This is a genomic window from Planctopirus sp. SH287 (genome assembly GCF_056500625.1).
Genome location: NZ_CM151403.1, coordinates 1258567 through 1283004, shown reverse-complemented (window position 1 = coordinate 1283004; position 24438 = coordinate 1258567). Strand labels below are relative to the sequence as shown.

Here is a 24438-nt window from a genome sequence, read left to right as displayed (position 1 = left end):
TGGCAGCACGTCCAGTGAACAGATTTTTCGACGAAGTCATTTTACGTAACCTGCTTCTGGAAATAATGTTGCGACACCTCCAGCGTGGTTCAGCCACAGGCGATTTAATTGTTTCCGTCGTAACGCCGCCCTGCACTTCAACTTAAAGTGTACACTTGCAACGTGTCCTGCTCTGGTTGACGATCTATGAATCGGCGTGGGGGATTGTCCCCTGCGGCAATCATCACGGAGCAGGCAAGAGGCCGCGGCGGCGCTCAACGACGAGCGACAGAAACCAAGGGTGCATTTGGCGCCCGGAAGTCAGCTGTCTATGCGATTCTCAATTCATCAAAATAACCGACGCTCAGACTCGCCCCAGGGGCGACACCGTTCTTCACGCCACGTCAACTTAAAGACGGGGAGTCGGTCGATTGTTCGCCCCGTAGTCGCCCATCGCAGTCGGGCTGCGGGTCGGATGGATCGTGCCTGCCAGTTCTCAGCACCAGAGACCTGGCATGAACCGACAGAAAAAGAGGGTTACCGCTGTGTGATTGAACCGCCCGGTGTCTCCCATTGTCATGTTGTGACCGAACAGGAGATTCGTGAACGAATTTCACTGCTCCCTGAGCATTTCATCTGCGATCTGAAAGTCGTGCAATTAAGCCGCATGACAAGAAAGCGGGCGATCTTCCCCCTGTATGGAATGCAGTGGGGGCCGAATGTGTACCTCTATCCGCTCGAAGAAAGTCTGATTGAACGCTATTCCCGAGAACCCCGGCCTCAATTACGTATTGATTCGCAGATGTACGGCGGCGTCTGGGAAGAATCTGGAGGGATTTGGGAACTGACATGGACGCCTCAGACGATTAAAGACTTCTATCTCAACAATGTTCTGATTCACGAAATCGGGCATCTGAACGATCACCGCAATCGCTCTTATATCGACCGCGAACGTTACGCGAACTGGTTCGCAATCGAGTACGGCTATCGAACCTCACGCGGCCGCCGCTAACCCCCTTGCGGGGTTTGGGCCTATCGGCCGGGACGTGGGCTAACCCGGATATCTCACCAGGGCGTGGGGGTGGTGTTTTTTTGCTGGTTGGTAATCGGTTGGAGGGCTGGTGGGGGCCGATCGTTGGGGATTTCGTGATCGCGGAGCGGAATTGCAACGGATTTCCGGCGGGTTCATGGTTTTTTACTCTGCTCAGCGCAGAACTTCTCCCCGCTCTTCGCTGTCGAAACAGGTCTTCGACCGAAGAGGCCTTGGCAAACTCCTGATTTCTAAGCCATAGGCTGGTTACACTCGCAGAGGTGTCCGTTCCTGACGCCGGAGGTTGCCAAGGATCTCTCGGAACAGCGCCTGATACGGATACGCCTGCGACAACGACAGCACCACCCGTCGCACACTCACACTGATTCGTCCACCGATCTTGAGCAGCCTGGCCCGAATCGTGTTGACCTGAGCTGTCGCCAGCGACGTGCCTTTCAGGCCGAACTCCTTGAGCGCTTTATGCAGCACATACGCCATGGTCGAGAACAGCACCCGCAACTGATTACTGCGCATGGCGTGGGTACTCGTGCGGTCGGCGAACAGGAACAACTGCTGTTCTTTAATCCGGTTCTCCATCTCGCCGCGAGCACAATACAGATCCTCGTATAGCGGCCGGGCAGCCATGCGTCTTTCCGGCAGACTCGTCACCACGAACCGGGGGTTGCTCCCTTTCGATAAGTGCTCAGCCTTGCCCACCACCCGGCGGGCCTGCGACCAGCTTTTCCGGGTGCGATACTCAAAGTCTTTGAACACCCGGGAAGAGGCCTGAGTCTGCTCGAACAGAGCTTGCGCCTCGTGCAATTCTTTCCCGATGATGTTCAGCAATCTCTTGTTCTTGGCCAGGCCGAAGACATAATCCACGCGGTTTTGTTCACACCAGTGCAGGATCGCTTCGCGACAGAAGCCGCTGTCGCCACGCACAATGATCCGCACCTGAGGCCAGGCAGCACGCAGCTTGGGAACGATCTTCGCCAAGACCTCCACGGTGCCCGCACAGGCGTCGATATTCGAGGGTTTGAGTAAGGCCAGGAGCGGCCAGCCATCACAAAAACAGTACAGCGGCAGGTAGCAATAATTCTGGTAGTACCCGTGAAAGAACTTGCCAAGCTGATCGCCGTGAATGGGGTTGTCTGTGGCGTCGAAGTCGAGAATCAGTTCTGGCGGTACGCACAGTTTGGCCTTCATCCGAATGAAGATATCGACCAGCGTTTCCTGCAACTGGTCGATGCTGGCGACAATCTTCTTGTAGCGACTTTTCGCACTGGCTCCGGGCGGTGTGAGTTCCAGCCGGTTGAGCGTGCTCTTGCCCGCCAGCGGCTTGCCGTGATCTTGTGGATGGAGGCGATTGTGGCCAGTGATATCCTTTCGTCCACAGAGCAGCGCCAGGAGAGGATCATGGCGAAGTTGTTCGTGATCGTTGAGGTCTTCATACCCCAAAGCCAGCCCCATCACCCGCTGGAGCAGGAGTTCTTCCACGGTGAATTCAATGAGTTCTTCATCGCGATGATCGGTGAAACACCCGGCCAACTGGCGGACGATGCCGAACCGCTCTTCGACTTCGCGGAGTAAGAGCCCCCCGGCATCGGAAGTGATCTTCCCGCCGTCAAAATCAGCGACCACTTCCCGGCGATCGTGGTGCTGAAAGAGCAGCTGCTGCGTGTTACACTCTGTCATGACGAGACGTCCTTGTGCTGGCGTGGTGAGTTGTGTGGTAACAACACTTTACGCAAATCCAGGCGTCTCGTTTATGCTGCGCTGTGAGAAATCCGGGCTAAAGATTCGCAGCCCCGTTGTGGCCGCTCCCCTTAATGCCCTTACGGGCTTCGTGGCGGCGTATGAGGGGTCGGTTGTTTGTTCACGAATGGGTCTTGCGCCGCCAGCCCCTTGCGGGGTTTGGGGCGGCGTATGAGGGTCGGTTGTTTGCTGATGAATGGGTCTTACGCCGCCAGCCCCTTGCGGGGTTTGGGGCGGCGTATGAGGGTCGGTTGTTTGTTGATGAATGGGTCTTACGCCGCCAGGGCGCTGGAATTAATGCGGTTTCGCGCAACAAGGGGTGATGGGGTAGAGAGGCTTCGTTTTGGGTGCACCTCGCAGGTTGAGGTCTTTTTCGCCTGTGATTCCGGACAGAAGACTCTCTCTCGGCTCGGTCAGGGCCACCCTTTGCCAATGGGGAGTCATTCCCATTGGCGGAAGCGCCGATTGTGGACGCTTCCCTCGAATTCGAGACTGACAAACAGTTCATCAAAGGTGAGTTGCTCACGCAAAACACTTCTGATCAAAACTGAATGTTTTTTATTGGCACTTATTCATTCGCCACTTCTTGTGACGAGGGAATGCCAACACAATCACGTTTGATTCAGCCCAACACTGAATCAGACAGGCCGACGGCATGTTTTTCAGCGAGGGTGACTTCGTGGAAGGATGTTTCGTGGATTGGCCCTGATCACTGCTGGAATTTTCACGGCCCCCGATTGCTCGCAAGAGTGGTCGGGGGCCCCCTTACGGGGTTTGGGCCTATCGGCCGGGACGTGGGCTAAAGATACGCGGCCCCGTTGTGGCCGCTCTCCTCTCGGAGTTTGGGGCGGCGTATGGGAGCCGGTTGTTGATATACGAATGGGTCTTACGCCGCCAGAGTAGTGGTATTTTTTTGCGGGGGCGGTTCGTGGTTGGTAGGTGTTTTAGTAGAGATGGTGGGTTGCGCAAAGCCTTAACCCACCCTACCGTGTTAACAACAGTTTATAGCTACTTGAACGTTGGGAGTTGGTGCATTGCGCTGCGCTTCATGCACCCTACGTAGATATATAGTAGATATATATGATCTGCTTGTCGATAGATAATGGGTGATGGTGTTTATAAGGACAGAGTGTGGGATATTGAAAGATCGGTTTGCCCTCACCCCGGCCCTCTCCCATCGGAATGGGCAAGGGGGGCCAATTCTCTCATGCGCGTCATCGTGAGTGAGCGACTCTCTTGAAAATCAACTCTCACATTGGAGGCGAAATACGAATCCCAATCTGAAATAGCGCGTTGACGATCAAAAAACATGCTTGCCCAAAGCTGCTGCAAGCATGGCACACAGAGCGCCATTTCAAATGGGAATGCGTCTGACATGAAACTGAGAGTTGGTGTTAGTTTTTGCGGCCTTTTTTACCGCCGCTGGCTGCTCCGCTGACTCCCAGGAAGCTGGCGCCCATGACTCTGGCATCTTGCCGATAGACGGCCTGCAATGCGTCTGCCGTGTTTTCCCCATTCTGGATTCGTTTCACGAAGTTGCCGAAATTCGTGCTTCCTCCGTTACGCATCAGGAATTCGACAATAGTGTATCCAGCAGGGCCGACATCGGCAGGAGAGAATGTCCCGTCGGCAAAGACATCTTGAGGTTGCTGGATACTGTATTGCATGGCACTGGCGGCGCGTGGTTTCAGCCCCGCGATATAGGGATTCCCTTTACCGATCGGGCCGCCCGCTGCGAGTGACAAACCCGTTCCGCGAATCAACCAGTCAGGCAGGTCGCCGCCCCCTTTGAGCAGGAGGGCTGCCGCCAACTGTTCCGCCAGGTTGAGAGCTGCTCCGGGTGATTTTTCAGAGGGATCATCACCCACATCAAAGATCGCCACGAGCGCCGTTTCAAGTGTGGGTGTGACATCGGCGTGGCCAATAATCTCTCGCGGTACTTCACGACGATTGATTGTCTGGTTGAACTCTTCATAACCAAAGCGTTCCTTAAAGACAAAGATCGCGAGCTTCCCCTTCCAGAGAGGTGAGTCCTTAATCCCAAAGGTCGTTTTCAAGGCTTTGGTAAAGTCGGCTCCGACTTCGCCCAATTCTTTCAAGCGGGCTTCGCCAACATCGCCAATGAGAATGAACTCTTCCGTTTCAACGATTTTTGGTTCCGTTGACCCCAGAGTCAGCTCCCATTTTTCTTTGGTATCTTTACGGCGGTTTTCCAGGAATTGCTCGGGGGACATTTTCGCCAGTTCCCGGGCGCGCAGTTCAGCGGGTGTGGGGACAAGCTGGAGCAAGGGGCGTTTGGCATCAGGGCCATCAAACTTGGCTCCTTCTGTGATCCAGGTTCGCAAGTTCGCATGCCATTTTCTGGTAATGCGGCCCTGCCCTTGTGGCATCACGGGAGCTTCGTCAGCGTTGACGAGTCGCCAGAGCCGGCTGCCTTCCAGATTCCCCGGCAAAATGACGCGACCACTTTCACCGCCACGCATCAACGCTTCAAACGTCACAACGCTGAAGCCTCCTCGTGGGTTATTTCCCAAGTGGCATTGTCCGCAGGTCGTTACCAGTGTGGGAGCAACGTCATTGATGAATGAGACCTTCTCGCCGCCCGTGGGCTTGGCAATGGTGAGAGGGGCTTCTGGAGGTTTTGGCTTACCGTCAGCCATGGCCCCTAAAGAGCCCAGAGATGCGGTCTTTTCTGTACCGTCAAATTTTGCCCCTTCGGCAATCCATTTGGCAATGACCTGAATCTCGGCAGGTTTTAAAGCTTCTTCGTTTTTGGGCATTCGATAACGAGCTTCGGTCGTGACCAACCGCATGACCAGAGGGCTGCGGTTGGGATTACCCGCAACGACCAGGGCACCGCTGGAGCCTCCTCGTTCCATACCGGCGAAAGTATCAATTCGCAGACCACCGCGGGGGTTGTCTTCGCCGTGACATGAGACGCAATTTGTTTCCAGGATGGGGGCGACCTCTTTGGCGAAGCTGGTGGGCGTTTTTGATGCGGCAATCGCTTCCTGTTTTGCTAACAACCCTTTCTGGAGTTCCAGCTGTTTACGAAGACCTCTGACGAGGATTTCGGATTCGGCCACCCCACCCTCTTTGACCAGTCCATTAAGCTTTTCTTCGATCGATGTGATTGCAGCGGTCGCTTCTTCTGTCTTTTTCTTTGAGACCAGCGCTGGCACCTTGACAAGTTCGGATCTCAACTCTGCCAGTTGCTGACGCTGTTCAGGCGTGATGGCTGCCAAAACGGAGGTTGCCATAAAAAAGCAGAGACTCAGAGCCAGCAAGGCCAGCCCTGTGGGCGCGGCGATGACAGCCAAGCGTCGAGAACGGTGGGAGATGGAGAGACTCATGAAAACGATTCCTCACTCGCCTTGTCCATGCGATCAATGAGTTGGATCACCTGCTCTCACTCGAACTGTCATTGTTTTTCAATGAGTCAATTGAGTGATTTCAGAATACCGACTCATTCAGAATAACAACGTGCTTGACTGGATTGAAAGCCGGTTACGGAACTTGTTCTTTTTGTACCGTCTACTGTCGTCTGTTTGTCGTTTACATTAGCCTGTAGGCAATTGAAGACGCAATTCTTTCTCAGAACACAAAACTGACACTTAATACCGGCTTACCTGCGTTGCCGGCCATGTGTTCGTGACGAAGTGACGAGATCCCTTAATTTCTCCCAATACTGATCAATATGCCTGCTGACTCCCCTTCTCTTTCGCCATTAACAGAGTCTTTCCGGGCTGGCCATCTTCCGGAGGAATCCTGTTTACCAGTGCTGAATATGACTCAAGCCAATGTTCAGAGTGGTGATCTGTTGATGGAAGATCGGCCGCCAGTCTCAAGTGACAGGAATTCACTGGAAGCCCTGATTCGCTGGTTCAAGCCCTCCCCTTCCGTTCTGGTGGCGTTTTCTGGTGGCGTTGATAGTGCTCTGGTGGCATGGGGGGCGTTTCAAGCACTGGGGACGGAAGCGATCGCTGTGACGGCCCACAGTGCCAGTGTCTCTCAATTTGATCGGGAGTTTGCCGAACGCGTGGTTCAGGAAATCGGGATTCGTCATGTTGTTCTGGAAACCAGGGAACTTGAACTGGCTGAATACCGGGCCAATTCTCCCAATCGCTGTTTCCACTGTAAGTCGACGCTCTATACGACGATTCGATCGAGGTTTTCGGCCGCCGATTTTCCTTTGTGCGTCAACGGAACCAATGTGGATGACCTGGGCGATCATCGCCCTGGACTGCTGGCGGCCAGTGCGGCTGAGATTCGCAGTCCGTTAGTGGAGCTTGGCCTGACCAAGGGCGATGTCCGTCGATTAGCCCTTGAAGCCGGTTTGACTGTTCATGATCGGCCTGCCAGCCCCTGCCTTGCCAGTCGTGTGGCTTATGGGGTGGAAGTGACACCGGAACGTTTAGCGCGCGTTGAGGTGGCAGAACGTTTCCTGAGGAGTTTGGGGCTGCGGGAGTTTCGCGTCAGAGTTGAAGCGGATGATCTGGCACGTATTGAGGTGGCAGCTACAGACCTTCCCAAACTGGTGGTTTCGCCTGTTCGCGAGGATTGCGTGCGGATTCTCAAAGAGGCTGGCTTTCAGCAGATTTGTCTGGATCTGGCGGCGTTTCGTTCCGGAAGTCACAACGAATTTATTCCGCTGGAATTGGGCCATCACCAGTCACAGGCACATTGAGAATGAAGGGCCAGTGATGGACAGCGCAGCCGCCCATGTGAAAAAAGGCTGGCAAGAGCGTTATGTGCCGGAATAAGCGACCTGGCTAATCGCCGGTGTCAGTCCTGTGTATCAGTCCTGTCAAATGTTGACTGGCAAGTTGATTTCCGGGGCGAATGTTTGCCACCATCGGTCGGCCTGTTCGTTGCTCCACTTTCCGGCCACGCTGCACCGGCTCAGAGCCAATTCCAGTTCACGGGATGTGCTGAAGCGGTGCTCCTGATTTTTCGCCAGGCAGCGAAGCACGATCGCTTCGACGTCGGCGGGGATATCGGCTCTCAAGTCGCGTAAAGGAACAACCCGGTCACGAGCATGTTTGATCATGACTTGTACGGGCGTTTTTCCTTCAAAAGGTGGGCGCCCCGTCAGGAGATAATAGGCGGTTGCGCCGATGGCGTAGATATCGCTGCGGGCATCGGGAATACTTTCATAGGTCGCCTGCTCGGGCGACATAAACAGCGGTGATCCGGCGACCGTTGTTTGACGACTGCTGTCACTTTGGCTGCGTGAACGTATTGTTCGTGAATCAAGAACCAAACCAAAGTCGAGCAATTTGGCAACGTCGAACTCTCCTCCCCGTTTAGCCGCAAAAATATTTGCGGGCTTGAGATCGCGGTGGATCATGCCCAGTTGATGAGCTTCGTTGAGCGCGCGGCAGGTCTGAATCAGGAAATGAACGGTACGTTCAGGAGACAATGGCCCAAACCTTAGCACTAATTCTCCCAGATTCATTCCCGGAAGATATTCCATCACATAATAGAAAGTGCCGTCTTCGGTGTGTCCATAATCATAGATCTCGACGGTGTTCCAGTGCGAGAGCTGTGCCATGCTGCGCACTTCCTGCTCAAACCGCATCAAGGCCACGGGATCGGTACCGTATTGAGGATGGATGAGCTTGATGGCGCAAGGACGCGTCAACAGACGATGCTCAGCCAGAAAGACCTGGCCCATGCCACCTGCGCCCAGCCTGCGGGCGAGACGATATTGCCCCAATTGCCGAGCGCGGCTGACTTCCTGTCTGAGTGCAGAAATTGTGTGGGTTCCCCAGATGGATGCAAAGAGAGCGACCGCCATTGTTACGGCCAATTCGATGGCGCCCTGGCTGGAAAGAACCGTTTGTGTCCAGGGAACCGCGTAGCGGATGTATAAAACAATCGCGGGAGGAGCAATGGCCAGCGGGAGCGATAAGCAAAGAGCGCGGCGCCAGGTATTGGGAATAAACATCGCGTAGGACATCATCATGATGATCAATCCCAGCGAGCCGTGATGAACGAGTTCATGCAGCATGGGCGCATTCTGCTGACTCCCTGCTTCATACATCAGCAGGATCTGTGTCACCACAATTTGCGCTGTGGGAGGAATGAACAGCAGTAGCTCGAGAAACCGTAACCTCTCCAATGGCAGAGTTCGGTTGGTCAGGAGAATGAACAGGCACACAACAGAATTCAGCAGCACTGCAGCCCGTAAATACGGGTAAGGAGCGCTGACAACCATCATCGAGCGTAGAAAATAGGCTAAAAGTGCCACGCAGACCAGAACGGCAGCGGCAATCAGCCGTTTCTGAATGAGTGTCCCGCTCCGGTTTCGATTGCGTCCGGCATCGGCATTGAGATGTTCGCGGGGAGTAGACAGCGAGTGTCTGGGGCGAGGCTTACTGCCACTCTTGCGGGTGAGTTGAGTCGTGCAGATGCCATTGTTGGCTGGTTCAGAGTCGGTGAGCGGAGGGGTCGCTGAATCAATGTCCGTGGTTTCTGAGGGCGAGCCTATCCCCGCCAGCAGCTCATCCAGAGATTGGCCATCAGTGCCAAAGGCTTCATGCCCAACCAGAGTAGGTTCGAGCGCCGCTTCATCGTCCATTAAGCCGCCATCATCGAAGATCAGGTGATCTGCGGCCTGCATTCGCGCTCACTCCTTCCACGGTCTCCAATGGGAACGTGACAACACCTGTTGCCTGGCCCAAACCCAATTGAGACTGATGTAGGAAATAAAGCTCAGCGATTTTCCCATGGCGCTACGGAGTGACCAACTCTTGGGGAATCGAGGTGTCTCCCGTACCGATTATGCTGGTTTCATCGGCTTTTTATCGTTGTTCACGACAATCAACGCTTGTTGTTGCGTTCCCACATGCCTGACTGTGAAAGTCCGCAGGTGCCTGACTTTGTAAAGCTGGCCATGATTTGTGTTTAGCGCAACAAACACCCCATTGCACCACACAAGGCGCAATGGGGTCGCGAATTGGCATTCTCAAGAGCCTTTATAACCAGAATGCTTTGGAGAATGTTTTGCAGCCAGGCCGTGTCACGGCTTTGTCTTCGGGTTGATGTCGCCGCAACGTCCTCCGTTGTCGGACTTAACAACAGAAGAGACCCGAATCTTATACTTTGACAATGCACTAACCTTAACTGTTGGCGTTACAGGGCGATTCCCGGAACAGGGAAGCTCTTGCAGAATTCCGAGATTTGCAGACGAATTGTTTCCAACTTGGCCGCGTTATCCGGAGTCTTGAAGATTTCGAGAATCCACTGTCCGACCTGCTTCATTTCGGCTTCTTTCATGCCGCGAGTGGTGAGGGCGGGCGTTCCCAGACGAATTCCACTGGGATCAAGTGGTTTTCGGGAGTCGTAAGGAATCATGTTTTTATTGGCTGTGACACCAGCAACATCCAGCGCATGCTCGGCAATCTTCCCCGTCAGCCCGACCGAGGTGACATCGCAGAGCATCAGGTGATTATCGGTTCCACCGGAAGCCAACCGGACACCACCTGATTTGAGGGTTTCCGCCAGTGTGCGGGCATTCTTGATGACTTGTTCAATATATTGCTTGAATGCCGGCTGAGCAGCTTCCCGGAAGCAGACCGCCTTACCGGCGATTACGTGCTCTAAAGGCCCCCCTTGCAATCCAGGAAAGACTGTTTTGTCAATCACTTTGCCGTGCTCTTCTTTGCAAAGTACAAAGCCCGAGCGAGGGCCACGCAGTGTTTTATGCGAGGTGGAAGTGACGAAATCGGCGTGAGGAACCGGGCTGTTGTGGACTCCCGCAGCGACCAACCCGGCGTAATGGGCCATGTCAACCATGAACAGTGCCCCGACCGACTTGGCAATCTCAGCAAATTTTCCGTGATCAATTTCTCGGGGATAAGCACTGGCCCCGGCAATAATCAGCTTGGGCTGATGCTCTTTGGCCAGTCGTGCGACTTGATCAAAATCAATCAGGTGATCAGATTCCCGCACGCCGTAATGTACTGCGTTATACAGAATCCCGGAGAAATTCAGACCCATGCCGTGAGTCAGGTGCCCGCCATGGGAAAGATCCATGGCCAGGAACGTATCGCCCGGCTTCAAAAACCCCATAAAGACCGACATGTTGGCTTGTGAACCTGCATGTGGCTGAACATTCACATACTCGGCCCCAAACAAGGTTTTCGCCCGGTCGCGAGCCAGTGATTCGATCGTGTCCACATGCTCACAACCGCCATAATAGCGTCGACCCGGATAACCTTCGGCATACTTGTTGGTCAGCACGGAACCGACGGCTTCAAGTACGGCCTGGCTGGTATAGTTTTCCGAGGCGATCAGCTCTAAACCATCGTGTTGGCGGACTTCTTCCAAACGAATCGCTGAGGCAATTTCAGGATCGGCCACTGTCAACACAGGCTGTCGGTCAGTCATGGAAGTTTCTCTCGAAGGGAATTCAGAATACAGACGAACTCTGTCGCACCCAGCCGGGTAAAACAGGTTGTCCACTGATCATTTAAGGTGATGGACTAATATTTACCTTGGGACGCCAATCCAAAGGCTGAAGTTCGGTGTCATTCAGGTGATTCATACGTGATTTCATGAAGGATACTCAGTCTGACGGGCTGCTGCCACCGCACCAGTTCCCCTGAAAATCCCTGCTGATGAAAGAGCCACTTCCTGGCAGATTCCTTCGCAGTACTGTTCTCGCCAGTCGGTGAGGGGGGTATCCTTATCGAGTGCGAATCGTGTGCGATAATTTGCCGAGGATGGATATTTTGGACACAGACGTGACAACCTCGCAGTCAGTACAGACTGGTTCGCCGCCGCTGATCAGTTCCGGCTCTTTGAAGGGCGAGAAAGTTGCGTTCACCGGAACACTGGCCTCAATGACTCACCGGGAAGCGGCGGGGTATGTTGAGCAGAATGGAGGCGTTTTTGCTGCCCAGGTCTCGCAGCAAACCACAATGCTTGTCGTCGGTGATGAAGGTTGGCCCCTCGAAGAAGATGGGCAGCCTTCAATGAAGCTTGAGGCTGTTCGCGATTTGCTGGAGCGTGGGTTTCCGACTCGTATTCTCAGTGAAGCCGAGTGGCTCCGACTGATTGGGCTGGAACATAGCCCCCATGGTGATCGGAAGGTTTTCACACCCGCCATTCTTAGTCAATTAATGAAGATCCCTGTCTCTCGAATTCGACACTGGGAGCGACTGGGACTGATTCGTCCCGTGCGACGAGTGTGTCGTCTCCCCTATTTTGATTTTCAGGAAGTGACAGGGGTCAGGCGGCTGGCCGACCTGATTTCCTCTGGAATCCCTCCCAAAAAGATCAGTGCCAGTTTGAAAAAGCTACGACAGCTTTTGCCTGCGATCGATCGGCCTTTGGCACAGCTTGAAATTCTGGCACAAGACCGCCAGCTTTTTGTCCGGGATCGTGCCAGTCTGTTTGATCCTCAATCGGGTCAGCGTGTCTTCGATTTTGCAGAAAAATCCTGTGAAAGTGATCGCACTGCACTCGGTGAGAACGAAGATCACAGCGACCACGACGAACCAGCCACCCTGCTCTTTCCGGCTTTTAATAACGTGGCAAGCGATGCCAAGTCAGTGACCGAGCACTGGGGAGCCTATGAGTGGGGTCACAAGGCGTCTTCGTTGCTCGATGCCGGGGAAACGGTCGCGGCGATTCAGGCGTTTCGCAGAGCATTGCTATTCAGCCCGCACGATGCCTCACTCCAGTTTCATCTGGCTGACGCTCTCTATCGTCAAGGTAACTACGCAGGCGCCATCGAACGGTATTACGCGGCTGTTGAATGTGATTCCGAATATATTGAGGCGTGGACTCAGCTTGGTTGCGTGCTGGCTCAGTCAGGGGAAACTGACGCCGCTCAGGAGGCCTTCCTGGCGGCCCTGCACCTTCACCCGGATTATCCAGAGGCTCACCTGCATCTGGCAGAACTCTTTGAGCAGATTGGACAGCAGATCAACGCCCGGCCGCACTGGTTACGATATCTTGATTTTGATCATTCAGGGCCATGGGCTGATTTAGCGCGCGAACGATTGGAACTCTCTGATAGCGCACCGTTACCAAGCCCTCCTCCTGAATTCGTACCGGTGGAAATGTCGGGCACAGAAGTCAGGTAAATTCTCCAAGACCCAGTCGCGGTATGCCATGTGATGCACAGGAGATGCAAATGGGAATGCACAGGGGATGCGCTTCCGGTGGTGTCTTCCTAAAGCTCATCAAGAGAGAATGAGAAGATGGGGCGATTGGGTGTCTTGTTTGTGATGAGTTGCCCGGTTTGAATCTGGGAAATTGATCACTCCGCACCCTTTTTGTGGAGTTGTGATTGTGGAGAATTCTGGAGTGGACTAAAGTCGCGACTGAAGAAAAACTTACCACAGATTCAGGTGGTTAAGATCGAAGTCAATGATCCGACCGGATGTCGGTCGTTCGAGAACAGGGAGGTTCACATCATGCGCGCGAGCTCTCAAAGCTCTGTGACAACGCTGCTGCTGATCCCTGTTCTTGCGGTTCCATTGATTGCCATCTTTGGTATCCCAGAGATTTCCACGGATAAAAGCCAGCCACGGCTGGAGGATGAGTTCCCTGAACTGGCCTCCGGGCAAACATTGAGTCTGGATGCCGAGGAGTTCAATCCCGTTCAGCGTCGCGATGCTCATGGTTTCGATGATCGTGGCCTCAATGCTCATGAGCATGGTGCGCTGCCTGACGATTCCAGTCCTCAAACCCGACTACCCCGACCGGGATCCATAGCTGCCGCAAACCCGGGTTCAACTCAGAGTGCTGAAACGCCACCTCTCTGGAGTGACAATCAAGGAATCGGCAGCACTTCCTCGGATGATCTCTCGAAGAAGGCTCGTGGAGCAACAGGCCCAGGGGCAAATGAAGCCGATTTTGGTGTGAATCAAGCGGTTTCTGGTGCCAATGAAGACTGGGCCATGGCTCCGGGACGAGATGCCAAAACCAGCCCCACCAGCAGCCCGCCAGCGGAATTTTCACCTGGGCGCGCTGTGCCGCTTCTTTCTGGTGGCGCACCACCCTCCGGTCAGAGAGAGGCGACTGATACTGGTGATCTGTCCGCCGAGACTGATCGCGGGATTCAGACTGTTGGCAACTTTGAAAACGCGCCTGCCAAAGCCATCAAAGAGAGAGCGGATTCCGATAAGGCTGGCCTTTCTCAGGCATCCGTGCCCCGGTCGACAACTGTGCCACCATCGATTATCGGGCCAACAGGATCATTGACATGGCAGGATGCTGTTCAACGGCTACATGCACTCCAAATCCGTAATTTTCGTCTGGAGCCTGGGGCAGAACCTTCGGTGTTTGTCTTCATCTGCTCTTATACGCCTGCTGATAACCCTCGCATTTCCTATCGTTTTGAAGCGGAAGCCAGTGAGCCATTGAAGGCTGTTGAGAAAGTTCTTCAGCAGATTGAAGAGTGGAGAGCTCAGCGATGACTGCCAACCACCCGTTGGCTCGGTCATGCAGTTGGCCCTCTTCTCTTCCGAAAGATTGGCCGTTTCACTTTCAAAACCGCTGGCGGGAAGGAACAAGCCCTGCCTTGACGACAGCGCTCAGGCGTGGAGCATCGCTGGCGGTCGACGAGATATCGAATGTCGCTGGCCAGTTGAAGCACATGGGCCGTACGAGCGCCGTTCGCTCAACACGCAGTGCCAGGGTGGAAGCGATTCTTTTTGTGGCCGATGGCCCCATGCCGAGCCGTAAGATTGCACAATTGGCGAGCCTGACCGATGCGAGGGAAGTTGAGCAATTAACTGCCTGGCTTAACAGAAGTTACGAGCTATCGGGCAGTCCCTGGCGTGTTGAGCAAATTGCGGGAGGGTATCGCCTCTACTCCTTGCCCACTTATCAGAACTGGTTGAGCCGGCTGAATCCCGCAGGGCAGTCACCTCAGCTGACCCCTTCAGCGTTGGAAACGTTGGCGATTGTGGCTTATCGGCAACCCGTGACGCGGGCCGACATCGAACAGATTCGCGGCGTCCAGTGCGTCGAACTGCTGAAGCAGTTGATGGAAGATGGTTATCTCCGCCTGGCGGGTGAAGACACAAGTCTTGGCAGGCCCTATCTTTACGAGACAACTCGCAAGTTTCTTGAAAACTTTGGTCTGGCCGATCTTTCGCAATTGCCCTTTGCCCGGGAATTACGTGGTTCTCACCCGCAGAATCTGGCTGGTGATTCCGGGAAAGCCGCGTAACGGGAGAATTTTGGGAAACTTGATTCAGTTACATCAACCTGCGTCAAGTTTGAATACGGAATTCGCCTCATTTTTAATAATCCGTGGCGGATTTTTCTTGGACAACGTATCGATTAGCATTATTTTGTTGGTCAGGTGCGTGGCTTTTGCTCTTCAGCAGGTCATGAGCCGCTCTTTCCCAATCGGCGATGTATCCCTTCGGAGGCTTCCCAATGCCCTCAATAGCCGCAATGGAAATTAATTCACGAACAGATGTTGATCCGGTCGAAGAACTTCGCCTTCGTGCCTGGGCTCGTTCACATTATGAGCCTGCGGATCGCCGTAGCAGCCGCTTGCATCCCATTGTTTTGGATGAAATGCGCCGAAAAGACAGCGAACAAAGTTCGATGTCTCGTCCTCGCTGATTTTGCTTTCGGCTTCTGATTTGATTCTGATTGGAGTGTTTCATTCCGATCGGCTTGTCTTTGTCAGAAGGTTAAGCAAAAAAGCCACTGACAATCAGTTGTCATTGTTGGCAACTGATCAGCAGTGGCTTCGTATCTCAACGAACCTTTGCGTCGATGTTCCAGACGTTGATTTTCAACGTCCGGTCATTAACGGCGAATGGGGAGACCAGCATCACGAATAGCAGTTCCCGGTTGTGCTGATCCACCACCTTGGGGTGCACTTCCCTGGATTGTCCCGGTGGCCGGTGCGTTTGCAGGATCTGGCTGTGTTGGTGATGACCAGTTAGAAACGGCCCAGTGGGGATGTGTTGATACAACGGTCGCACCCAGGTCATCCAGGTCGGCGCGGAAGGAAGCCGAGGTCACGCTAATGTTGGGCAACGTGCGTTGCAGCACGAAACGGCGGTTGCTGGCGATGTAAGCGAAGAACTTCCCTTTACCCAGCTTGTCGTTATCGGCCAGCAGGCGAAGCAGCGCAGTTCGTGGAACATCAGCTGCCGAACGTGGCAGTTCATCCAACCAGGCCATAATCCATACGACTGATCCATCCAGGCTGAGAACCGTCGACATGGAAAGTTCCCATTCTTCGTTATTAACGTTTGCTTTGAAGACAAAGTCGTAACGCTTATCGAAGAGCTTTGCTTCGAGTCCCATCGCTTTCAGCAGCGTTCCCAGGCTTTCGTCTGTCAACTGGCCCCGTGCCGCCGCTTCCTGAGCTTGGGAGACCGACAGTGCGCCGGGAACCGCGGCGGCCAGAGCGGCTGCACTCAACATGGATCGACGCGTTAAACCACTGCTCATGCTCGACACTCCTTTGTCCTGCAAAACTTTTCCACAGCCCTGGCCCACAACTCGGTTGAAGTCCAGAGTCTGAAACCAAAGTTCAGCGAATTCCATTTCCGCTGAATGAAATCAACAAGGACTCACGTCCCGCTCGAGCGATCACGCACCAAAGAGAGACTTGAGGCAAATCTGCGACCACGATTCAAAATCATCGATTTCAGCGATCAATTGTGACGGCGGGGCAAATCCTGTCTCCAAGATCGACTCTTCACGTGGGCGAACTTTTGCCGCTTCCAGTTCAAAAACATGAACAATCCCTAAATGAACGCGACCAACTTCGCTCTGGTCGTCATTAATCAGGCCGACGCACTTTTCCTTAAATGCTGACTCCAGGAAGACTTCCTCCTGGATTTCACGCTCCATGGCTGGCCCGTAGCGACGCTCGCCACCGGCGGGATCCGTTGAGGAAATGTGGCCGCCGATCCCGATCGAACGCTTTTTATGCAGTCTGCCCTCTCCCCCCTTACTACCCCGTCGATAGTAAAACACCTGCCCATCGTGAATGAAGATGCAATAGGGAATCAGTTGTTTCAGGGTCGGGTCAGTCTCAACGGTGCTTCGTGGCTCATAGCGAGTCAGAGACGGGTTCAGCAGTTCGGAAAGATACCGTTCCGTGTCAGCACAAAACCCTTGAAACTGCCCCAATTGGTGAAAGACCGGAGTGGGAACCACCAGAACATGCTCTTCCAAAATCGACTCCATCAACTTCTCAAAGGGAATATTGGTGTACGTTACATGAGACGTTGCGAGACATTATCCTCGCAGCAGCTGATCGACTGCCTGCCCAAGATTTTCCTGTTTCATCAACGATTCTCCGACTAACACCGCTTTCACGCCAGCCGACTTTAACCGATCAATATCGGCGCGCGAGCGAATGCCACTTTCCCCGACCAGCAGAACATCATCGGGAATTCGGTGAGCAAGCCGCACCGTCTGCTCCAGGTCTGTGATCATCGTTTTCAAGTTACGGTTATTGACTCCGACCAGTCGCGGCTTCAGCGACAAGACCCGTTCCAGATGCTCTTCGTCGTGAAGTTCAATCAGGATGTCTAGCCCTAACTCGTTGGCCTTGAAGAACAGCTCTTCAAGCAGAGGTTGTGGCAGGCATTCAGCGATCAAGAGAATCGCGTCAGCACCCGCCGCCCGAGCTTCCAGAATCTGGTAAGGGTCGATGACAAATTCTTTTCGCAGCAAAGGGACATCAACAGCCGCTCGAATTTGCCGGAGATATTCCAGGGAGCCTTGAAAGAATTTTTCATCCGTCAGCACGCTCAAACAGGTGGCTCCGTGTTGAACATAAGTCTGGGCGAGTTCCACCGGTTCAAAATGAGGACGGATCAAGCCTGCCGAGGGGCTGGCCTTTTTCACCTCGGCAATGAGTGCAACGTCTGCGTGGTGGGCAATGGCGTCGGCAAACCCGCGTGTCGGTGCCATGTCACGCACTTGCCCGGCCAGATCGGCGGGGGAGATCACTCTTTTCGCTTCAGCCACTTCTTCGCGCTTGTGCTCCACGATGTGATCGAGGACATTCATTTCGTTCGTCGAACTCAATATATTCTCCACCTCAGGTCTTGGCCTTGACTATACGCCACAGCGGCAGCCGGTGGTATCTCGCGATGGAATCCAATTTGTGAATACGATTGCTATCGGGATTCTGGGTTGCCTGATACTTGGCCTTCTGGCGGGATGCGCGGTCAGTATTGGTTGGGGGCTTGCCAAATTATTAGGAGCCGAGGTTTCGTCTCCCATTCCTGCGCGCCAACCACCTCCGATCACCCAGTGGCCGGTGATTGCCACGATTCTTGCTGCGGTCTGGGTCTCGCTCAGTCTTTTTTTGCAATTGGCGTTGCTGCTCAATGGGAAGGGATCGACCCCACCGCCGGAATTTTCGATCCAGCAGGTCATGTTCCTGAACGTTCAGAACAGCTTGCTCATTTTTTTTCTGTTGGTCGCCATCGGATATTCGCGGTTTCGAGATCTGGGCGTGATTTCCAGTGAACCAGCTCGCGACCTGATTGCTGCGCTCTGGGCGGCTCCACTGACGCTGATCATGGCGACGTTGATTCGCGTCTCTATGACCCCATTGATCACCCCCGATGACAGTCATCCTCTGCTGAAAATGCTGTCGGAAAATACGTCGATCGGGCTACTGGTTTCCCTGTTTATCACCGCAGCGGTGATTGCCCCGCTAGTGGAAGAGCTTCTTTTTCGTGTCGTGCTGCAAGGCTGGATGACACACCGGTATGGTGCCCGGATTGCTATCCCTGTAGTCGCCATTGTGTTTGCGGCCATCCATGGTTGGCCCGACGCGGTTCCTCTGCTCGCGGTGGCCCTAATGCTGGGGTTTGTTTATGAACGCCGACGCAGTTGGCTTTCGGTTGTGGTATTGCATGCGATTTTTAATGGAACCATGCTAACGATGCAGGTTCTGACCGTGATTGCGACGGGAGAGGCGACATCGGCTGATTCATTGCCGCCCACAACAGTGGAATCGCCAGTCGAAAACTCAGTACCTCCGATGATTCCAGTCACCCCTTCCGAACCCGCTCTGCCACGTTCAGAAACTCCTGCTTCATCGGAAATATCCCCCAACTCCGAAACTTGAGTTGCACAGTTTGAATCAGATTGTCACTTTTGCCAACGAATTCCCTGATGTCTGATTTAGCAGTTCAAGCGGCAGACAGTGAGTGGGCCAACAAGTCTGTGAATGAGCATCGTCACCTGACAGAACAAAGTGGCGTGCCACCAGTCTCAACAAATACGGCATCAAGAGTTTATTGCTCCCAGAAAATTTTCACCGGCGGTTTGAGGTTTCCATGTCATCAGTCCCCTGCTCTTTTCCACCTGTTGAAGAACAGCTTCAAATCATTCTGCGTGGTGTGGAAAAGGTTGTTCCCGAAGAAGAGCTGGCAAAAAAACTGAAGAAAAGCCGCGAAACAGGGATTCCTCTGCGGGTGAAGTATGGCATCGACCCCACGGGGATTGATGTCCATCTGGGGCATACTGTCCCGTTGCGAAAGCTGCGGCAGTTTCAGGAATTGGGTCATCAAGCCGTATTGATTATCGGCAATTTTACGGCGATGGTCGGCGACCCTAGCGGCCGTGATCAGGCGCGTGCCAAGCGGCTCTCGGCTGAAGACGTGGAGGCCAATGCCCGTGATTATCTTCATCAGGTCGGAAAGGTGATTGACCTTTCCAAGACCGAGATTCATCGCAATGGCGACTGGTTCTCGAAGATGTCGTTTGCAGACATTCTGGCCTTGTGCAGCAAAGTCACTGTGGCCCAACTGCTGACGCGAGACGACTTTGCCAAACGCTATGCGAGTCAGTCGCCGATTTTCCTGCATGAATGCCTCTATCCGATCATGCAGGCTTGGGATTCTGTGGAAATCAAGTCTGATATTGAGCTGGGTGGCACAGAGCAGCTTTACAGCTTCATGCTGGCCCGTGACCTTCAACGAGACCAGCAGCTGGATCAGCAGATTGGGGTGATGTCGCCGATTCTGGTGGGGTTGGATGGTCATCGTCGCATGGGCAAAAGTCTGGGCAATTATATTGGAATCGCTGACTCTCCCATCGACATGATGAAAAAATTCATGCAGATCCCTGACGAAGTCATGAAGATGTACTTCGAGCTTCTGACGAATCTCCCGATGGAGGACGTTGCGGTTCTTCTGGCCGGTCATCCCAAGCTGGCAAAGCAGAAACTCGCCAGTGAGGTCATTGCGCAATACCACCCGGCAACAGCCGGTGAAGAAGCCATTCGGCAATGGGAAGCAGAAGTTAGCGCAGGCGCTTTACCGGCGGATATCGAATCGGTTGCGTTAGACCTTGCCTTCGTTGTTGATGGTTCCGTTGCTGCCGCCGCCCTGTTGAAAGCGACGGGGCTATGCGCGACAACCTCGGACGCCCGCCGCTTGATCAGCCAGGGGGGAGCCTACTTTGGTGATGATCTGCAAGTGATGACAACCCATGATCAGCCGATTCCTGTTTCCAATGGTCTCTTGCTGAAAGCGGGCAAAAAACGCTACATCCGTATCACGTTGCCTTCGTAGCGTGCCCCTGACGAATATCGTCTCATCAGTCCCTCTCCCTTTTTCCCTCACGAATATTCACCCATGGCAAACATCGGTTTTGGAATCATTGGCTGCGGCATGATCGCCCATTTTCATGCCAAAGCGATCAAGTCGATTCGTGGTGTTTCACTTAACGCCTGCTTTAATTCGTCACCTCAGAAAGCGATTGATTTCGCAGCCGAGCATGGCGGCGTGGCCTGTGCCACTATTGAAGAACTGCTCGCCCGGCCCGATATTGATGTCGTTTGTATCTGCACTCCTTCAGGAGCGCACGTTGACCCCGCTGTCGCAGCGGCTAAGGCCAGGAAGCATGTGGTTGTCGAGAAACCACTGGAAATCACGCTCAAGCGATGCGACGCCATCATCAATGCCTGCCAGGAAAACGGCGTTCAGCTTTGTGCCATTTTCCCGTCACGGTTCAGTCCTGCGAACATCGCGCTCAAACAAGCCATTGATGAAGGCCGCTTTGGCCGATTGACGCTGGGTGACACTTATGTGAAATGGTGGCGCAGCCAGGAGTATTATGATAGCGGGGCATGGCGCGGCACCTGGGCACTCGATGGTGGTGGGGCCTATATGAATCAGGCCATCCATAACGTTGACCTGCTTTACTGGTTGATGGGGGATGTGGCCACAATCAGCGGGATGACCTCCACGCTCGCGCACGACCGGATTGAAGTCGAGGATGTCGGCGTCGCCACACTTCAGTTCAAAAACGGTGCTCTGGGCGTCATTGAAGCCAGTACCAGTGCCTGGCCGGGGTTACTCAAACGCACAGAAATCCACGGAACGACAGGCTCTGCGATCATCGAGCAGGATCAGATCACGCTCTGGAATTTTGCGAAACCCAAAGCCAAAGATGCAGCCCTGTTAGAAAAACTTGGCAAAAACTCCGCTCTTTCAGGGGGTGCCAGTGATCCCAAAGCCATCAGCTTTCAGAATCATGCAGAACAGATCAAGGATTTCTTAAACGCCATTAAAACGGGCCGTGCGCCCAAGGTCACCGGCGCGGAAGGCCGCAAGTCGGTGGAGATGATCCTGGCCATCTATCAGTCCTCATGGAGTGGTAAGCAGGTGAAGCTCCCTCTCGCGAAAGATCCCAAGCGTCCTGCCAAATAGCTTCCGTGCGACCTTGATAGCAAAACCGAAATTGCCCAGCCGAGAAATGTCATGCGAGATATCCACGAACTTCGCCAGCGCCATGCCAAAGGCGGGAATCTTGAGTTCCTGTACTTTTACGGGCACACCCCTCCTGCTGATGGCAGTATCGATCAATCATGCCTCAGTCAGTGGTTCCCGGCAGCCTTCACGATTGATGGCGTCTCTTACCCGACGGCAGAGCACTGGATGATGGCTTCCAAAGCTCGACTGTTTGGCGATCAAACCACGCTGTCAGCCATTCTGGCAACGCCCGATCCCGAAGAGGTGAAGTCACTTGGTCGTCAGGTTCAGGGTTTTGATGAAGCGGTCTGGGCGAAAAACCGGATGCCGCTGGTCATCAAGGGAAACTGGTCAAAGTTCATCCAGCACGACGAACTCCGTCCGTTCCTGCTGAGTTCAGGGGAAAAAGTGCTGGTTGAAGCCAGTCCTCATGACGCGATCTGGGGGATCGGCCTTTCAGCCGCTGACGCCGAAAAAACCACACCCGATCAATGGCCAGGACAGAATCTTCTGGGCTTCGCACTGATGGACGTCCGGGAACAGATCCAGGAACTGACATTCTAAACCGATCACACCCCTCGCCGATTACCAAACCATTCGATGTGCAGGCGAGGGCAGAAGCGGTGGCCGAGTGAGACCGCTCGCGGTTCAAGCCATTCTCCGCGTGCCAGAAGTTCCTGCTGAGTCACTCCCTGAGGCATCAGCCAGACGTGCTGTCGATCAACATGCGGCAGGTCTTCAAGAGCAATGGTCACAGCGTCAAGGTCAGACGGTGCGTCGATCACAAACTTGAGTTGATAAGGATATTCTGTCGTCAGGCGGGTCAACGTGGAGATGTTCCATCGCTGTTCGTCATGCCGGCGTGAGATCGTACTTTCCCCCTCCCCTTCTGCCACGAGATTACGGGCCTGCGGGGGTGCAGCGGCAGGACTGGAATTCGCCAGCTTGGGACTGATCGACATCAGGTCGGCAATCACAGGACGATTGACCGTCCCCGCCGTCTCGACAGTGATATGCAGCCCGGCTTTTTTCAGCAGTTGGCTGAGTTCCACAATAGCTGGTTGCAGCAACGGCTCACCACCAGTGAGGACAACATGCTGAGCCTGGCTTTCCAAAGTCTGAGTCAGCAGATCCTCAATCGTGTACCAATTTCCTTCTGCTGCCCAAGAAGTATAAGGCGTATCGCAAAACCAGCAGCGGAGGTTGCAGCCCGTCGTGCGGATGAAAAAAGAGGGCACCCCCGTCAGCGCTCCTTCCCCCTGTACCGACAGAAACGTTTCGGCAATACGCAAACGCGACGTGTCATCGCTTTCGGATTGGGCAGTCGTGACAGGCAGAAGATCAGTCGGCATAGCGTGTCGGATCAGGAAGCTGGGCTTCGAGGAATCCCTTTTTTCGAATCTGGCAGGAATCACAGTGGCCGCACGAAAGGCCCTCTGGAGTGGGATCATAGCAGCTATGCGTCAACGAGTAATCCACGTTCAGCGCGACTCCCTGCCGGATGATCTCCGCTTTGGTCAGATGAATCAAAGGGGCGTGAATTTTCCATCGCTCTCCTTCGACTCCTGTTTGCGTTGCCAGGTTCGCCAGAGTTTCAAAGGCCGCGACATATTCAGGTCGACAGTCAGGATAGCCACTGTAATCGACCGCATTAACCCCCACAAAAAGATCCTGCGCGCCGATCACTTCTGCCCAGCCTAAAGCAATCGAAAGAAAAACCGTATTGCGGGCAGGGACATAAGTGATCGGGATGCCGCTGGTCAGTTCCGCTTCTGTGCGGTCTTTGGGCACATCGATGTTCGCCGTCAGCGCCGAACCACCGATAGAACGCAAATCAAGGGGAATCACCACATGCTGAGCCACACCCAGGGCCTGGCAGACTTTTTGAGCAGCTTCCAGTTCAAAACGGTGCCGCTGGCCGTAATCAAACGAGATGGCATATGGAACAAAGTTTTCAGCCTTGGCCATGGCAAGAATTGTGGCAGAATCCAATCCCCCACTGACGAGAACGACGCACCGCCGCTCCTGATCCTGAGCGCTCAATTGCTGCCCTGCTAAAGCCTGCTCTGCCATCCTCACGTCCCTTGATCACATAAACACCTACCAACGGACATATGTCCGATATCTGGGTGCATAGTAACCAAATGGCTGATAACCCCAAGGGGCACCCCAGAATCCGCGATAATAATTTGTCCAGGGATCAACGCCGCCAGCCACCACGCTGACGTTCGTTGTCTGATGGGTGACAGGGCGAATCTGGCCCAATAATAATTCGATCGTGGCATCGTGGCGATATGACGGATTGACGTTGTACTCCGACCGGCTGAAAGGAATCTGATTGTAAACATCAGTGTAGTATTGAGCACGAATAACGCCCTGCAGAGTCTCGTTTGTGGAAGATGCAGGAAGGCAGTTTCCTTCGGGGCAGTTGGTCACCACAGGGCTTGCTCCCATCGGCAAGGCTTCCTGATGGGATGATGGCAACGGTGCCGGCGGCAACGCATTCTGTGGTAACGCATTCCAATGAGCCTGACGAACGGGAGCGGAGGAAAGTCCCGGAGCGATGGTAATCACCCATTCCGCAGAGGTTCCAGCGCCAAACGTATGGATCGTCGAACCATCCGGCGATGAAGTGACGTTAAGCGTCGTCATCGGGATCGTCGCCGACGAGTCGGTTGCTGCTGCTGCTGCTTTTTCGGCAGCAGGAATCACGGGTTCGGCAGCAGGAATTGCTGGCAACTCACCTTCTTGAGCCACGATCTCTGGCAATTTCACGTCTGCAGGAACGAAAGGCACAATCTCTTGTACATTAGCATGAGTGGCAAAAGCCACGGGAATCGAGAAGACGCAGGCGCACAAGCTGAGGCTGAGTAATGTGTTACAATTCATTTTCTGGTTCCGCTCTCTACACACCACAAATCACGAAAAAGCAAATCAGATTTCTCAAAATACCCA

General features: G+C 54.0%; 19 protein-coding genes. 9 read left to right on the top strand and 10 right to left on the bottom strand.

Going from position 1 to position 24438, the window contains the following annotated elements; all coding sequences use genetic code 11:
- Positions 1-310 precede the first annotated feature (310 nt).
- Complete coding sequence (locus tag SH287x_RS04630) at positions 311-991, top strand: hypothetical protein (protein ID WP_479517263.1); 681 nt, start codon at positions 311-313, stop codon at positions 989-991.
- A 285-nt stretch (positions 992-1276) separates the two neighbouring features.
- Here SH287x_RS04630 and SH287x_RS04625 read toward each other — a convergent pair whose 3' ends face one another.
- Complete coding sequence (locus tag SH287x_RS04625; protein ID WP_479514981.1) at positions 1277-2704, bottom strand: IS1380 family transposase; 1428 nt, start codon at positions 2702-2704, stop codon at positions 1277-1279.
- 1454 nt (positions 2705-4158) lie between these two features.
- A complete protein-coding gene (locus SH287x_RS04620; protein WP_479517262.1) occupies positions 4159-6117 on the bottom strand; it encodes a c-type cytochrome domain-containing protein in 1959 nt (652 codons plus the stop codon).
- Between the two features lie 344 nt (positions 6118-6461).
- Between SH287x_RS04620 and larE the strand changes: the two genes are divergently transcribed.
- Positions 6462-7451, top strand: a complete 990-nt coding sequence (larE, locus tag SH287x_RS04615; protein ID WP_479517261.1) for an ATP-dependent sacrificial sulfur transferase LarE — start codon at positions 6462-6464, stop codon at positions 7449-7451.
- A 120-nt stretch (positions 7452-7571) separates the two neighbouring features.
- On the opposite strand, the gene SH287x_RS04610 is transcribed toward larE, so the two are convergent.
- Positions 7572-9389: a serine/threonine-protein kinase gene (locus SH287x_RS04610; RefSeq protein WP_479517260.1), complete on the bottom strand. Its 1818-nt coding sequence runs from the start codon at positions 9387-9389 to the stop codon at positions 7572-7574.
- A gap of 512 nt (positions 9390-9901) precedes the next feature.
- Entirely contained in the window at positions 9902-11158 is a 1257-nt protein-coding gene (locus SH287x_RS04605; protein ID WP_479517259.1) for a serine hydroxymethyltransferase, read from the bottom strand.
- 335 nt (positions 11159-11493) lie between these two features.
- On the opposite strand from SH287x_RS04605, the gene SH287x_RS04600 reads away from it, so the two are divergent.
- From SH287x_RS04600 to scpB, 3 genes are all read left to right on the top strand, one after another.
- Positions 11494-12861, top strand: a complete 1368-nt coding sequence (locus SH287x_RS04600) for a tetratricopeptide repeat protein (protein WP_479517258.1) — start codon at positions 11494-11496, stop codon at positions 12859-12861.
- Positions 12862-13194: 333 nt separating this feature from the next.
- On the top strand, positions 13195-14199 hold the full coding sequence (locus SH287x_RS04595; RefSeq protein ID WP_479517257.1) for a hypothetical protein: 1005 nt from the start codon (positions 13195-13197) through the stop codon (positions 14197-14199).
- Positions 14196-14957: an SMC-Scp complex subunit ScpB gene (scpB, locus tag SH287x_RS04590; protein ID WP_479517256.1), complete on the top strand. Its 762-nt coding sequence runs from the start codon at positions 14196-14198 to the stop codon at positions 14955-14957. Before SH287x_RS04595 ends, scpB begins: the two co-directional genes overlap by 4 nt.
- Before the next feature lie 593 nt (positions 14958-15550).
- Here scpB and SH287x_RS04585 read toward each other — a convergent pair.
- From SH287x_RS04585 to trpC, 3 genes are all read right to left on the bottom strand, one after another.
- Positions 15551-16204, bottom strand: coding sequence for a hypothetical protein (locus tag SH287x_RS04585; protein WP_479517255.1), 654 nt, complete (start codon positions 16202-16204; stop codon positions 15551-15553).
- Positions 16205-16345: 141 nt separating this feature from the next.
- Entirely contained in the window at positions 16346-16948 is a 603-nt protein-coding gene (locus tag SH287x_RS04580; protein WP_479517254.1) for a phosphoesterase, read from the bottom strand.
- A 51-nt stretch (positions 16949-16999) separates the two neighbouring features.
- The gene (trpC, locus tag SH287x_RS04575) at positions 17000-17779 is read right to left on the bottom strand and encodes an indole-3-glycerol phosphate synthase TrpC (protein WP_479518662.1); all 780 of its coding nucleotides are present in this window, start codon (positions 17777-17779) and stop codon (positions 17000-17002) included.
- 97 nt (positions 17780-17876) lie between these two features.
- Between trpC and SH287x_RS04570 the strand changes: the two genes are divergently transcribed.
- The 4 genes from SH287x_RS04570 to ybiA all read left to right on the top strand — a co-directional run bounded on the left by SH287x_RS04570 (position 17877) and on the right by ybiA (position 22047).
- Positions 17877-18851: a CPBP family intramembrane glutamic endopeptidase gene (locus tag SH287x_RS04570; RefSeq protein WP_479517253.1), complete on the top strand. Its 975-nt coding sequence runs from the start codon at positions 17877-17879 to the stop codon at positions 18849-18851.
- Between the two features lie 211 nt (positions 18852-19062).
- On the top strand, positions 19063-20301 hold the full coding sequence (tyrS, locus tag SH287x_RS04565; RefSeq protein ID WP_479517252.1) for a tyrosine--tRNA ligase: 1239 nt from the start codon (positions 19063-19065) through the stop codon (positions 20299-20301).
- A gap of 63 nt (positions 20302-20364) precedes the next feature.
- The gene (locus tag SH287x_RS04560; RefSeq protein WP_479517251.1) at positions 20365-21441 is read left to right on the top strand and encodes a Gfo/Idh/MocA family protein; all 1077 of its coding nucleotides are present in this window, start codon (positions 20365-20367) and stop codon (positions 21439-21441) included.
- 51 nt (positions 21442-21492) lie between these two features.
- Positions 21493-22047 carry a riboflavin biosynthesis intermediates N-glycosidase gene (ybiA, locus tag SH287x_RS04555; RefSeq protein ID WP_479517250.1) on the top strand — a complete coding sequence of 185 codons (555 nt, stop codon included), beginning with the start codon at positions 21493-21495 and terminating at the stop codon, positions 22045-22047.
- Positions 22048-22052: 5 nt separating this feature from the next.
- Here ybiA and SH287x_RS04550 read toward each other — a convergent pair whose 3' ends face one another.
- From SH287x_RS04550 to SH287x_RS04540, 3 genes are read right to left on the bottom strand one after another with little or no spacing between them, the layout of a single operon-like run.
- Entirely contained in the window at positions 22053-22835 is a 783-nt protein-coding gene (locus SH287x_RS04550) for a 7-carboxy-7-deazaguanine synthase QueE (RefSeq protein ID WP_479517249.1), read from the bottom strand.
- On the bottom strand, positions 22825-23556 hold the full coding sequence (gene queC, locus SH287x_RS04545) for a 7-cyano-7-deazaguanine synthase QueC (RefSeq protein ID WP_479517248.1): 732 nt from the start codon (positions 23554-23556) through the stop codon (positions 22825-22827). The genes SH287x_RS04550 and queC overlap by 11 nt, the downstream gene beginning before the upstream one ends.
- 27 nt (positions 23557-23583) lie before the next feature.
- The gene (locus SH287x_RS04540) at positions 23584-24372 is read right to left on the bottom strand and encodes a hypothetical protein (protein ID WP_479517247.1); all 789 of its coding nucleotides are present in this window, start codon (positions 24370-24372) and stop codon (positions 23584-23586) included.
- Between the last annotated feature and the right edge of the window lie 66 nt (positions 24373-24438).

Coding starts and splice junctions, on each gene's coding strand:
- trpC (WP_479518662.1), bottom strand. CDS start 17,779: ATGAATGTCCTCGATCACATCGTGGAGCACAAGCGCGAAGAAGTGGCT.
- SH287x_RS04540 (WP_479517247.1), bottom strand. CDS start 24,372: ATGAATTGTAACACATTACTCAGCCTCAGCTTGTGCGCCTGCGTCTTC.
- SH287x_RS04580 (WP_479517254.1), bottom strand. CDS start 16,948: ATGGAGTCGATTTTGGAAGAGCATGTTCTGGTGGTTCCCACTCCGGTC.
- SH287x_RS04625 (WP_479514981.1), bottom strand. CDS start 2,704: ATGACAGAGTGTAACACGCAGCAGCTGCTCTTTCAGCACCACGATCGC.
- ybiA (WP_479517250.1), top strand. CDS start 21,493: ATGCGAGATATCCACGAACTTCGCCAGCGCCATGCCAAAGGCGGGAAT.
- SH287x_RS04620 (WP_479517262.1), bottom strand. CDS start 6,117: ATGAGTCTCTCCATCTCCCACCGTTCTCGACGCTTGGCTGTCATCGCC.
- SH287x_RS04605 (WP_479517259.1), bottom strand. CDS start 11,158: ATGACTGACCGACAGCCTGTGTTGACAGTGGCCGATCCTGAAATTGCC.
- SH287x_RS04610 (WP_479517260.1), bottom strand. CDS start 9,389: ATGCAGGCCGCAGATCACCTGATCTTCGATGATGGCGGCTTAATGGAC.
- queC (WP_479517248.1), bottom strand. CDS start 23,556: ATGGCAGAGCAGGCTTTAGCAGGGCAGCAATTGAGCGCTCAGGATCAG.
- SH287x_RS04585 (WP_479517255.1), bottom strand. CDS start 16,204: ATGAGCAGTGGTTTAACGCGTCGATCCATGTTGAGTGCAGCCGCTCTG.
- scpB (WP_479517256.1), top strand. CDS start 14,196: ATGACTGCCAACCACCCGTTGGCTCGGTCATGCAGTTGGCCCTCTTCT.
- tyrS (WP_479517252.1), top strand. CDS start 19,063: ATGTCATCAGTCCCCTGCTCTTTTCCACCTGTTGAAGAACAGCTTCAA.
- SH287x_RS04595 (WP_479517257.1), top strand. CDS start 13,195: ATGCGCGCGAGCTCTCAAAGCTCTGTGACAACGCTGCTGCTGATCCCT.
- SH287x_RS04600 (WP_479517258.1), top strand. CDS start 11,494: ATGGATATTTTGGACACAGACGTGACAACCTCGCAGTCAGTACAGACT.
- SH287x_RS04550 (WP_479517249.1), bottom strand. CDS start 22,835: ATGCCGACTGATCTTCTGCCTGTCACGACTGCCCAATCCGAAAGCGAT.
- SH287x_RS04560 (WP_479517251.1), top strand. CDS start 20,365: ATGGCAAACATCGGTTTTGGAATCATTGGCTGCGGCATGATCGCCCAT.
- SH287x_RS04630 (WP_479517263.1), top strand. CDS start 311: ATGCGATTCTCAATTCATCAAAATAACCGACGCTCAGACTCGCCCCAG.
- larE (WP_479517261.1), top strand. CDS start 6,462: ATGCCTGCTGACTCCCCTTCTCTTTCGCCATTAACAGAGTCTTTCCGG.